General features: G+C 35.3%; 18 protein-coding genes. All 18 read right to left on the bottom strand.

Annotated elements, in window-relative coordinates:
• On the bottom strand, window positions 1–65 hold a 65-nt coding region (locus ACP5O9_RS06735; protein WP_428723682.1), incomplete at its 3' end, for a prepilin-type N-terminal cleavage/methylation domain-containing protein.
• Window positions 66–330: 265 nt separating this feature from the next.
• Window positions 331–1350, bottom strand: a complete 1020-nt coding sequence (gene lpxK / locus ACP5O9_RS06730; RefSeq protein WP_428723674.1) for a tetraacyldisaccharide 4'-kinase — start codon at window positions 1348–1350, stop codon at window positions 331–333.
• Window positions 1319–1957, bottom strand: coding sequence for a histidine phosphatase family protein (locus ACP5O9_RS06725; RefSeq protein WP_428723673.1), 639 nt, complete (start codon window positions 1955–1957; stop codon window positions 1319–1321). Before ACP5O9_RS06725 ends, lpxK begins: the two co-directional genes overlap by 32 nt.
• On the bottom strand, window positions 1957–2457 hold the full coding sequence (locus ACP5O9_RS06720; RefSeq protein ID WP_428723672.1) for a cob(I)yrinic acid a,c-diamide adenosyltransferase: 501 nt from the start codon (window positions 2455–2457) through the stop codon (window positions 1957–1959). Before ACP5O9_RS06720 ends, ACP5O9_RS06725 begins: the two co-directional genes overlap by 1 nt.
• On the bottom strand, window positions 2454–3047 hold the full coding sequence (locus tag ACP5O9_RS06715) for a MarC family protein (RefSeq protein WP_353686010.1): 594 nt from the start codon (window positions 3045–3047) through the stop codon (window positions 2454–2456). Before ACP5O9_RS06715 ends, ACP5O9_RS06720 begins: the two co-directional genes overlap by 4 nt.
• Window positions 3048–3212, bottom strand: a complete 165-nt coding sequence (locus ACP5O9_RS06710) for a hypothetical protein (RefSeq protein WP_353686009.1) — start codon at window positions 3210–3212, stop codon at window positions 3048–3050.
• Window positions 3213–3221: 9 nt separating this feature from the next.
• Window positions 3222–3353, bottom strand: a complete 132-nt coding sequence (locus ACP5O9_RS06705; RefSeq protein WP_353686008.1) for a hypothetical protein — start codon at window positions 3351–3353, stop codon at window positions 3222–3224.
• Window positions 3343–3840, bottom strand: coding sequence for a nucleotidyltransferase domain-containing protein (locus ACP5O9_RS06700; protein WP_353686007.1), 498 nt, complete (start codon window positions 3838–3840; stop codon window positions 3343–3345). Before ACP5O9_RS06700 ends, ACP5O9_RS06705 begins: the two co-directional genes overlap by 11 nt.
• 6 nt (window positions 3841–3846) lie before the next feature.
• Window positions 3847–4542 (bottom strand): DNA repair protein RecO, encoded by a 696-nt coding sequence (gene recO / locus ACP5O9_RS06695; protein ID WP_353686006.1) that lies wholly within the window; start codon window positions 4540–4542, stop codon window positions 3847–3849.
• A complete protein-coding gene (locus ACP5O9_RS06690) occupies window positions 4542–4994 on the bottom strand; it encodes a bifunctional nuclease family protein (RefSeq protein WP_424905321.1) in 453 nt (150 codons plus the stop codon). Before ACP5O9_RS06690 ends, recO begins: the two co-directional genes overlap by 1 nt.
• Before the next feature lies 1 nt (window position 4995).
• On the bottom strand, window positions 4996–5865 hold the full coding sequence (gene era, locus ACP5O9_RS06685; RefSeq protein WP_353686004.1) for a GTPase Era: 870 nt from the start codon (window positions 5863–5865) through the stop codon (window positions 4996–4998).
• Complete coding sequence (locus ACP5O9_RS06680) at window positions 5862–7040, bottom strand: pyridoxal phosphate-dependent aminotransferase (protein WP_353686003.1); 1179 nt, start codon at window positions 7038–7040, stop codon at window positions 5862–5864. Before ACP5O9_RS06680 ends, era begins: the two co-directional genes overlap by 4 nt.
• Window positions 7034–8128, bottom strand: a complete 1095-nt coding sequence (alr, locus tag ACP5O9_RS06675) for an alanine racemase (protein WP_428723671.1) — start codon at window positions 8126–8128, stop codon at window positions 7034–7036. The genes ACP5O9_RS06680 and alr overlap by 7 nt, the downstream gene beginning before the upstream one ends.
• A 2-nt stretch (window positions 8129–8130) precedes the next feature.
• Window positions 8131–8313 (bottom strand): twin-arginine translocase TatA/TatE family subunit, encoded by a 183-nt coding sequence (locus ACP5O9_RS06670; protein ID WP_353683977.1) that lies wholly within the window; start codon window positions 8311–8313, stop codon window positions 8131–8133.
• Complete coding sequence (gene mobA, locus ACP5O9_RS06665) at window positions 8301–8876, bottom strand: molybdenum cofactor guanylyltransferase (RefSeq protein WP_428723681.1); 576 nt, start codon at window positions 8874–8876, stop codon at window positions 8301–8303. Before mobA ends, ACP5O9_RS06670 begins: the two co-directional genes overlap by 13 nt.
• 16 nt (window positions 8877–8892) lie before the next feature.
• Entirely contained in the window at window positions 8893–9699 is an 807-nt protein-coding gene (gene amrB / locus ACP5O9_RS06660) for an AmmeMemoRadiSam system protein B (RefSeq protein WP_353686000.1), read from the bottom strand.
• 1 nt (window position 9700) lies between these two features.
• Window positions 9701–11083: a replicative DNA helicase gene (gene dnaB, locus ACP5O9_RS06655; RefSeq protein ID WP_353685999.1), complete on the bottom strand. Its 1383-nt coding sequence runs from the start codon at window positions 11081–11083 to the stop codon at window positions 9701–9703.
• Window positions 11083–11526 (bottom strand): 50S ribosomal protein L9, encoded by a 444-nt coding sequence (gene rplI, locus ACP5O9_RS06650; RefSeq protein ID WP_424905325.1) that lies wholly within the window; start codon window positions 11524–11526, stop codon window positions 11083–11085. Before rplI ends, dnaB begins: the two co-directional genes overlap by 1 nt.
• Between the last annotated feature and the right edge of the window lie 134 nt (window positions 11527–11660).

The raw sequence follows: 11660 nt of genomic DNA, 5'->3' as shown, positions 1-11660 counted from the left end.
ATAATTACCAATACAATTGCAAGTTCAACCAATGTAAAGCCTTTGCTGTTTCTTAAACTCTTCATAACCTGACCTCCTTTTTTGTTTTTTCATTTTGTTTCTGCAAATTCAATGCCACTTCTCCTCTTACAGGAAATTGCAAGCCCATACGCTTACCAAGGCTAAGAGCTTGCCTGTCACAGGTAGTAAAAATGTCATTTCGTTGACAGGAGGTCGGTTGCGCCACTTGGGAAAGCCATAACCACCATGGCGCCCATATTGGCAGTCATGGCACCCTTCCTCCAGAGTTTCTCCCCACCCCCTTTCTGATAAACTTTTCAATGGGTTGCATCAAGCCTTGAAACTTTTTGTTCTATTATATTTCAATTTTAATAAAAAATTAATTACATTGGCAACAGATTTTTCGTTGATTTTCAAGGATATTTCAAGATAACAAATCCTTTGTTTTAGTATCGTTGCTTTTTCCTTTATTTTTACAAAATCTTTTTTTGTTGTGATAAGAAGTTCAGCGTCTTTGGCGAGTTTTTCAATTTTTTTAAGTGTTTTTTCAGTATATTTTTTATGGTCGATAAATTTTTTCTGCCCGATAATTTTTAAATTAAGCTCTTTAAGACAGTTTATAAAACCCTGAAAATCAGCAATTCCTGCAAAGGCAAAAGCTTTTTTACCGTATGGTTTGATGTCTCTGCCTTCAGAGTCTTTTATCCCTTCAATTTTTAATGGTGCAAAATGTATCTCCTTAAATCCAATTTCAGTGAGAGCTTGTTTAAGTTTTTCATTTTCTTTTTTTGTTATAAATATCATGTCTGCCTCAGAGATTTCATTGATTGGAGATCTTAAAGCTCCAAAAGGAATCAAGCGAGCATTTCCAAAAATCCTGATTCCATCAATAAGTAAAATATTCAAATCCCTGTAAAGCCTCCAGTGTTGAAATCCATCATCAAGAATAAAAACAACTTTGTCTTGCTCATTAAGACCGAATTTTTCAATCGCATAAATGCCTCCAGTGTGTCTATCAATGCTTTTTACAACTTTCAATCCATCCATAGCCATCATTAAAGGTTCGTCTCCCACATCATCTGGATTCATATCTTTAGATACAACTGTAGGACCTTTAAGTTTTCCCCTGTATCCGCGAGTAAGAATAATGGGTTCATAGCCTGCCTTTTTTATTTCCTTTGCAAGGGCTACTGTAAAAGGTGTTTTTCCTGTTCCGCCAAATGTCAGATTTCCAACACTTATTACAGGAAAGGGAAGTTTTTTTTGGTAGGTTAACTCTTTCCTTTTTTTGCGAAGATAAAAAAATAGATAAAGCCTTTCAAAAATATTCATTTTTCCAGAAAACACCATTTATGAGTTTAATAACAGGCTCACTTTCGTAAAATTCAATTATGTTAACGCAGGCAAAATCCTGCTCAATTCTGAAAATGTTCTCAAGAGGCATTCCAAGAAGATTACACAAAATTACTCTGTTTATTCCTCCATGAGCTGTGATAAAAATCTGGCTGTTTTTATGTGTTTTTATAATCTTTTTTAAAGCTTCCTTTGCCCTTTTACTTACCTCTAAGGTGGATTCCCCTTCTGGAGGTGAAAATCGCACAGGATTTTGTCTCCATCTTTCAAAATCCTCAGGATAAAGGGATATTATTTCATTTATGCCTAAGCCTTCCCATTTCCCAAAGCTACGTTCTTTTAAAATCTCTTCAGCTTTTAACTTTAATGAAAGAGTTCTGCTTAAAATTTCTCCTGATGTAAGAGCTCTTTTAAGAGGTGAGGAATAAACAATCTCTGGTTTGAGTTCGTATTTTTTTACATGCTCCTTTAAAAAATGTGCAACTTTTTCAACCTGAACTTCTCCTTCTTTGCTTAATGGAACATCGATGTGACCTTTATAAACTTTTTTTGCTCCCTCTGTCTGCCCATGTCTCAGAAGATAAATAACCAATGTTGGATTCATCAGTATTCAATACCTCTTCTTGCTTTTATCCCAATGTCAAAGTAGTGTTTGATTTTTTTCATCTCTGTAACAAGGTCTGCTCTTTCAATAAGCCATTCTGGAGCTTCTCTTCCTGTGATTATAAGCTCTGCATCTCTGGCAAGGTCAATAAGCTTTTGTGCCTGCTCTTTTGAGACTAAACCTGTATTTAATCCCACAGTGAGTTCATCAAAAACTATCAAATCGTAATGTTGTTTTTTAATAAGAATTTCAATCTCTTGGATACATTTCATTACAACATTTATTTGAGAAGGTTCTGGCTTTCCATAAACAAATCCTGTGCTACAGCGGTAAACTTCAATAAGTTCTGGAAAATTTTTAAATATCTCAAGCTCTCCAGTGTGAGCACCTTTTATGAATTGGACAAAAAAAACTTTTAAACCATTTCCAATTGCTCTTATGGTAGCTCCTACTGCTGCTGTCGTTTTACCCTTTCCATCACCTGTGTATACATGAATCATAGGCTTGCCCCTAAGATTTTTGTCAATCCCTTTTTAATAAGACTTACAGCAATAGCACTCAACAGAAGTGCCATTACTTTTGCAAAAGCTTTTATTCCGTAAATTCCCATAATTTTTATTACAAACTCTGCCTTTTCAAGGATTATCCATGCTATTAAAAGATTCAGCAAAAGCGAAAAAATTACCACTGAATATCCATAGTTTCCTGCCAGAATAATTAGAGTGGTAAGAGTTGCAGGACCAGCAAGCAGAGGTGTACCAATCGGAACAACTCCGAGGGTATCACTTATTGTAAGCTCCTTTTCCTTTACTCTTAAAATATCTGAGATTGAAAGAATTAATAAAAGAATTCCACCTGCAATCATGAAGTCTTCAAGCTTTATTCCAAGCAGAGAAAATATAAAATTCCCAAGAAAAAGAAAAGAAGTTGCCACTAAAAAGGCTGTAATTACAGACTGCCTTGCAATGTGTTTTCTTTGAGCATCCGGGAGACCTTCAACCAGAGAAATATAAAGAGGTAAAATTCCAGGAGCATCAATTGCAACAAAAAGAGGTATAAATGTAAGTAAAAATGTTTTTACGATATCCACTTATTCCTTTTCTTCTTTTTCCTTTTGTTTTTCTTCGTCTTCTTCAGTTTTCACTGTAACATCTTTTACAAAATCCGGGCATTTTTGCCCTGCTTTAAGGGAAAACTGTTTCTGGCATGTTGCCCTCCATGCACAGATAATACACATTGGTTTTTGCTCTGCCATTGCTACCTCCTAAGGTTTTATTACTTTTTTAGCAACTTCAACTACCTTTCTTGCACCTTCTATGGCTTTTAATGCATCAGCCCGGGTAAAATAGCTTTTTTCATATATTCTTTTGCGAGCTGATGAGTTGTCATAATTCAATTATTTCTCCAAATTTATAATCAGGCTTTAATTCCCAATAATATCCGCCTTTAGTGTAAATTTTCCTTGCACCAAGAGTTTTTAGTTTTATTTTAAGTGTTTCCAGATATTTTTTGAAAAAATCATTTTTGTCATACAAGATTTTTACATTTTCTGTCATGTCAAGAAATAGAGGACTTCCAGTATACACTTCTTCTGGAGTTTTAAAAACTGGGGAAAGCGTTATATAAATCCCTTCTTTTGAAAGTTTTATCATATCTTCCTCAAGGTGACTCTCTATGTTTTTTATAAATTCTTCAACTCTTTTTACTCTTCCTTCTGGTAAGTTTTCTGCAACGATTAAAATATCAATATCGCTATCAGGTCTGAAAGTATCAGAAGCAACAGACCCAAAAATAACCATGCTAATAAGTCTGTCACCGTAAAAATTTATTATTTCTTTTGAGAGCTTTTCAATAAAATTGTAGTATTTTTGCCTGTATACCATACTTTATTATACCTTAATAGTGTTTGAAATATGATTTTTTAAAAAATCTTTCATCTCATTCATCAATTTTTCTGCAATTTTAACTCTCTCAAGATATGACAATTTCCATTGGGAGATTGTATTGAGAAGCTTTAAAACTCCCTGAGACAGCACATGAGATTGTCGGTTAGAGGAGCATTTTTTACAGATTACAAAACCATCTGAATAAAAGGATTCTCCATCTAAAGAAACACCGCAGACTCCACAATGCCTGAAATCAGGAAGATAGCCGAGAATTTTTAATGTTTTTACTTTAAGAAAAACTATGTAAATTTCTGCGCTTTGAGTCTTTTCCATAAAAAAAAGACTTTCTAAAAAAAGAGAAAAAAGTTCATGATTTGGCTCTCTTTTTGGAAGAATGTCTAAAAAGAGTCTTAAAACCTCTGACAGCTTTAAAAAGAGCTTGTAATTTTCTCTGATTTTCTGAAAAGGCTGTATTATGTCTGATTGAATTATTTTCTGAAGTTTGTCTTCTTTTCCAATAAAAGAGATTCTTGCATAGGTTAAAGGTTCAAAAGAACTTCCCCAGCGACTTTTTATTTTGCGAGGGCTTTTTGCAAAAAGATTTATTAATCCAAAATCTTTACTAAAATAGGCAACGATTAGATCTGCTTCTGCGTAGTCTGTATTTTTGAGGACAATTCCTTCAGTGGAATAAATCACTACATTATATTGCCAAAATCTTCTGGTTTAAGATTTTTGAGCCACTCTTCAAGCTCATCAGCTTTTCTCAACTCAAAGATTCCTTCCTCAACAAATATTGGTGCTTGAACCCTTAAAGCAATTGCAACAGCATCAGAAGGACGAGAGTCAATTGCTCTTTCTCTTACTCCGTCATGAGCATAAATAAGAGCATAATAAGTATTATCAATTAAATCAGTTATCACAACCTTTGTAATGCGAACTTCAAGCTCATCAAGAATATTTTTTATCAAATCGTGCGTTAAAGGCCTTGGAGTAAGAACTTTCCCTAATGCAAGTGCTATTGAGTCTGCTTCAGGTTTACCAATCCATATTGGAAGTGTTTCATCCCCATCTATCTGCTGCAGTAACAGAATATACATTCCACTTCTTGGATCAAAAAGCAGTCCTTCTACTTTCATCTCAATTAACATCTCAATACCCCAGTGATTTTAATATTATATCTCTTTGCCTCCACTTTTTTCTAACCTTTACCCAGACCTCAAGAAAAACCTTTGTTCCCAAAAATCTCTCAATATCAAGCCTTGCCTCTTGTGCAATCTTTTTTAACCTCTCACCCTTTTTCCCTATTATAATAATTTTCTGACCTTCTCTTTCAACATAAATATTTGCTCCAATGTGGATCAGTTTTTCTTTCTCATCCCATTTTTCTATTTCAACAGCCACTGAGTAAGGAATTTCATCATAAGTGTATTTCATGATTTTTTCTCTTATGAACTCACCAACCATGAATCTTTCTGCCTGATCAGTAAGCATATCCTCTGGATAAAGCTTCGCAGAGTCTGGAAGATAAGAAATAATTCTTTCAAGCAGGCGTTCAACTCCATCGTTTTTAAGGGCAGAAATTGGAATTATTTCTTTGAATGAATGTAAATCTTTGTACAGATCTATTAATGGAAGAAGGCTCTGCTTTGAGATTGTGTCTATTTTGTTAATTGCAAGAATAACAGGCTTATTGAGTTTTTTTAGTTTTTCAATAATTGAAAATTCAGTTTCAGAAGGGTTCACTGGGTCTACCATAAAAACTATTAAGTCAACCATATCCATTGCCTGATGAGCTTCTTTAACCATGAATTCACCAAGTTTATGTCTTGGTCTGTGAATTCCTGGTGTGTCAACAAAGATAATCTGAGCATGGGCAAGATTTTTTATTCCAATAATTCTATTTCTTGTTGTCTGGGGCTTTTCCGTGACAATGGCAATTTTCTCTCCAACAACTGTATTCAGAAGTGTTGATTTACCAACATTAGGTCTTCCAATTAATGCAACATATCCACATTTCATCTAAGTTCTTCCAATGCTTTGCGTATTCTATTAATGCCTTTTGACAGATTTTCCATGCTCGTTGCATAGGATATTCTTATATATCCTTCAGCACCAAAGGCAGAACCTGGCACAACTGCTACAAGGGCTTTTTCAAGTAGATAGATGCTTAAATCCATTGATGAATTTATTCCGTTTTTTCCAAGAATTTTTTCTATATTCGGAAAAGCATAAAAAGCACCTTTTGGCATTTTGCAGGAAATGCCTGGAATGCTGTTTAACTCTTTCACAAGATGGTCTCTTCTTTTTTCAAACTCCTGACGCATCTCAGCCACACAATTCTGAGGTCCTCTCAATGCTGCAACTGCTGCTTTCTGGGCAATGGAGGTTGGATTTGATGTGGACTGACTCTGTATTTTTGTCATGGTTTTTATAATCTCTTCTGGTCCTGCTGCATATCCAATTCTCCAGCCAGTCATTGCATGGGATTTACTCAATCCATTTACAACGATGGTTTTATTTTTAACTTCTTCACTTAAAGATGCAATACTTATGTGTTTTCCGCCATCATAAATCAATTTTTCATATATCTCGTCAGAAATAATGTAAAGGTTGTGTTTTAAAGCAATTTCTGCGATCTCTTCCAGTGCTTTTTTTGTGTAAATGAAACCAGTAGGATTTGATGGTGAGTTAAGAATAATTGCCTTTGTTCGGGAAGTAATATTTTCTTTTAAAATCTCTACAGAAAGCATAAAATCATTGTCTTCAGTTGTTTCAACAATCACTGGTTTTGCATCATTGAGAAGAACCTGATCAGGATAAGAAACCCAGTATGGAGCTGGAATTATTACTTCATCCCCTGGACCAAATAATGCCTGAGCAATGTTATACAAAGAATGCTTTGCTCCACAGGACACTAAAATGTTTGCTTTTTCATACTTTAATCCATTGTCTCGCTCAAGTTTTTCAATTATTGCCTCTTTAAGCTCATCAATCCCGCCAACAGGAGTATACTTTGTAAAACCATCTTTGATTGCCTTTATTGCAGCTTCCTTAATATGTTCAGGTGTGTCAAAATCTGGCTCTCCAACTCCAAAATTTATAACATCCATTCCCTTTGCTTTTAATTCCTTGGCTCGGCTGTCAACAGCAAGAGTTGCTGAAGGTTTAATTTTTTTTGTTCTCTCTGCTAACATACTTCCTCCCTAATATATTTTCTTTTTGCATGGCTTCCTAAGGAAGTTAACACTTCATATGGTATTGTCTCTGCCCATTCTGCTATATCCTGAGCTGTAATTTTTTCATTTCCTAAGTCTCCGAGCAAAATCACCTCATCATCCACTTTTACCTCTCGGATATCTGTAAGGTCTATCATTGTAAGGTCCATGCAAACTGTGCCCACAACTGGCACTTTTTTCCCTCTGACAATAACCTTTGCTCTATTAGTTAATTTTCTGAAATATCCATCAGCATATCCCACTGGAATAACTCCAATAACGCTATTTTTTTTGGTTATAAAAGTTCTTCCATAACTTATTGGTGAACCCTTCGGAAGCCTTCTTATGTCAATAATTTTTGTTTTAACTTTCATGCATGGTTTTAATTCTTTTTCAAAGTTTTGACCGTATCCATAAAGCATGAGTCCTGGCCTTACTGCATCAAATAAAGCCTCAGGATATTTGATTCCTTGAGAGTTTGCAATGTGGAAAACAGGGCTAATTCCAAGATTAACAATGCATCTTTGAATCTCTTTAAATTTTCTTATCTGTTCTGTTGTCCATTCTTTGTTTTCTGCCTCTGAAAGATGACTCATGACACCTTCAATTTTTATATTTGGTAATTGAGCAATTTTTTTAATTGTTTCGCATGGTGCATTATAAATTCCAAGTCTTCCCATACCTGTCTCAACTTTAACATGAACAGAGAGATTAACTGCTTTTTTGTGAGCCTGTTTTGAAAGCAGCTGAGCCTGTTTAAAATCAAAGACCACTGGAGTAAGATTGTATTTAAATATACCTTCCACTTCTCTGTCAAAGAGAACAATAATTTTTGATTTTATTCCTGCTTCTCGTAATATGGCAGCTTCTTCAAAAAAAGCCACTCCAAAGGCAAAGCATCTTTTTTCAAGAGCACGGGTAACCTCTACTGCTCCATGTCCATAGGCATCTGCTTTTACAATTGCTATTATCCTGCAGGATGGATTAATTGGCTTGACAATAGCTTTAACTGTATGAAAGTTGTGAATTAATGCTTTTAAATCTATCTCTGCTTCAAGAAGTCTCACATTTATTTTTTCTCTTCATCCTTTTTTGGAGTTACATCAATCTCGTCCTTTTCAGAGGTTGCTTTTTTAAAGTTCCTTATAGCCTCTCCAATTCCTTTGCCAATCTGTGGTAGTCTTGTTGCTCCGAAAAGAATAACCACTATTATGAGAATAAGCATTAATTCCTGTGTTCCTAATCCAAACATTTTTTGCCTCCTTTTTCAAGAAATTTTAAATCTTCTTCTGTGTTTACATTAATAAAAGATAACCCTTCTTCATCTAAATTTGCAACATCAACTGTCTGAGCATGCACATCTTTAATAAGTCTAATCATGCTGAGCTTGTCTTCTTTAAGTAAATTTTCTAATTCATTCAGCATCTCTTTTGAATAAATCCCTGGTAAAGGATAAATTTTTTCATTATAACAGCCAACAGTTATGTTGTTTTTTTGAGAAATATGTTTTCCACCAAGAAAATAGATGATTTCTTTTTTAACAAAAGGCATATCGCAGGCAAAGGCAAAGACATCGTATTTTGAGTTTTTCAATGCAACATGAATTCCTGCCATTGGTCCTTTAAAAGGATAAATATCTCCAATGAGAGGTACTCCAGTATAAAAATATGCTTCAGGAAAGTTTGTAACGATGAAAAGATCTTCAAATATTTCTTTTAAGTTTATGAGAAGAATTTCAATAAGCCTGCGGTTATTAAAAGAGAGTAAACATTTATTAATTTTCATTCGTGAAGATTTTCCACCAGCAAGTATCACACCTGTCAGAGGCAGCTTAGATGACAATTGCACCGAGATATCCTACAACTTTATCATAGTCTCTGCTAACTTCAGCAGAGGTTGCATATTTAATAATTTGAACTTCCTTTGCACCAAGAAGTTTTGTTGCCTGAAGCATTACTGTGGTGGGAATTACTCCACACATTGATATTCCATGCTCTAATACAGTGTTGTAAACTCCCTCTGGATCAAAGGCTTTAATTTTTTCAATTACCAGAGCATCAACCTTTCTTGCAAGATCATCTGGTAAATAATGGCTCATATCTGTGCTTGCAATAACAATAACTTTATCTTTAAGAGTGAGTTCTTCCACTGCTTTAGCAATGCCCTGTGCTAAACTGAGACAGTCTTTAAGTGAAAGCATTTTTAATGTTATCGGCACAATCTGAGCCTGAGGATTGAGTTTATAAATAAAAGGAAGCTGCACTTCCAGAGAGTGTTCATAAAGATGAGCCTCAGTGTCTTCTGTAGCAGAAGATTTTTCCATGATTTTTTTTGCAAGTTCTTCATTTATTTTTAAACTTCCAAGAGGAATATCCCATTGCCCCTCGGTCATCAAAGAAATCTCTGCTCCATAACCAGTATGATTTGGTCCAAGAAGAATAAAGGTTTCCCGAGGAGAAATTCTTGAGTATACTGAACCTGCTACATGACCTGAATAAACATATCCTGCATGAGGACATATGGCACCACGAGCATTTACTTTTGCCTGTGAGGGCATGTATTCTTCCATTTCATATAAAAGTTCTTTAGGATTTGATGGATAAAAATACCCTGCAACTGCTGGCTTTCTTCTGAGCATTTTACACTTCCTCTTGTATTTCTGTGCCTGTGTACATGTCTGTATAATCAAGGAATCTTGTATAATCATCCAGAAAAGTAAGATACACAGTGTCAGTAGGACCATTTCTCTGCTTTGCTACTATTATTTCAGCTTTCCCTTTGTTGGCAGTGTTTTTCCTGTTGTATACCTCATCCCTGTAAAGGAAAATTATTACATCTGCATCCTGTTCAATTGCACCTGATTCTCTTAAATTTGCCAGAGTAGGTCTTCTATCAGAAGTTTTTTCCACTGAACGGTTAAGCTGAGAGAGTGCAATGACAGGAACTTTTAACTCCTTTGCCATAGCTTTAAGTGAACGGGATATATCAGCTATTTCCTGCTCTCTTACATCATATGAGTTTCTACTTCGCATAAGCTGAAGATAGTCTATGATAACCAATCCGAGGCTACCTTTTTCCATTTTGAGCCTTCTTGCTTTTGCCCTTATCTCAAGAACGCTCATCTGAGAAGAATCATCTATGTAAATTGGAGCTTCACTGAGTCTTACAGCAGCATCAGTAATCCTTTCCCAGTCTTTTTTACTGATAAATCCTTTCCTCAAGCTTGTGGAATTTACCATTGCAATGCTACTGAGAAGTCTCATCGCAATCTGCTCTTTTGACATCTCAAGGCTGAAAAAGGCGACAGGCTGCCCAAGTTCTACTCCCACATGCTGGGCAATGTTCAATGAAAAAGCTGTTTTTCCCATTCCTGGTCTGCCACCAATAATTATCAAATCCCCTGGCTGAAAACCTGAGGTTAACTCGTCAAGGTCCTTGAAACCTGAAGGAATACCTGTTATTACTGCCTTTTTCTCATACATGCTCTCTATTATCTTGAAAGTATGTTTCACAACATCTTTCATATGATAAAAGCTTGTATTTGTTCGTTTTTCTGAAATTTCAAAGATTAATCTTTCAGCATAATCAATCATTTCCTCAGCATCCTCAGGCTCTTCATAAACCTTTGTAACAATCTCTGTGCAGGCACGAATAAGTGCCCTCAATAAAGCCTTTTGTCTGACAACTCTGGCATGATATTTTATATTTGCTGCTGTAGGAACTACTGTGGTAAGATTTCCTAAATAGCCAACTCCACCAGCCTCTTCAAGCTCACCCTTGTCCTTTAAATGTTCTGTAAGAGTGATGAGGTCAATTGGCTCATTTTTATCAAAAAGTTCAAGCATTGCCTGATAAATTTTTCTGTGTCTTTCGCTGTAGAAATCTTCTGGTGAAAGTATTTCAATTACTTTAGTTATTGATTCTCCTTCAAGAATTATTGCTCCCAGCACAGCCTGTTCAGCCTCAAGACTCTGAGGTGGTAGTCTGAGGGCAGTAGCATCTATTTCCTTTAAATAAGCCATTATTCTCCTACAACATTAATCTTTAATTTTGCACTGACATTTGAATGGAGTTTAACCTCTACTTCATGCTCTCCCAATCTTTTTATGGGCTCTAAGATGTTGATCTGTCTTTTGTCAATGGAAAAACCTTGATTCTGTAAAGCTTCTGCTACATCTTTTGCTGTAATGGAACCAAAAAGTTTCTGGTCTTCTCCAGCCCTTGCTTTAATTATAAGTTCAAGAGCACTGAGTCTTTCTGCAACTGATTCTGCATCCTGACGCTTTTTCTTTGCTTCTTCTTCAAATTTTTTCTTTTGATACTCAAGGGCTTTTAAGTTTTTCTCATCAGCAATTAATGCAAGTCCTCTTGGCAGAAGATAGTTTCTTGCATATCCATCTTTTACATTGATAATCTGTCCTGCTTTACCCAATCCATGAACATCTTCTTTGAGAATTACCTTCATTACTGCCTCCCCACAAAAATTTTTCACTTAAATATATCATACCATATGCACAAACAAGTATAGGAAGCCTGACTATTTTGAGCTCAGTTCTTTAATGATTTTCAATAATGATTTTTTTAATTCAGTGTCAGAAA

The organism is Thermodesulfovibrio sp. (assembly GCF_049969575.1).
Classification (GTDB): Bacteria; Nitrospirota; Thermodesulfovibrionia; order Thermodesulfovibrionales; family Thermodesulfovibrionaceae; genus Thermodesulfovibrio; species Thermodesulfovibrio obliviosus.
The sequence above is the reverse complement of the archived record's forward strand: the minus strand, read 5'-3'. Positions and strand labels throughout refer to the sequence as shown.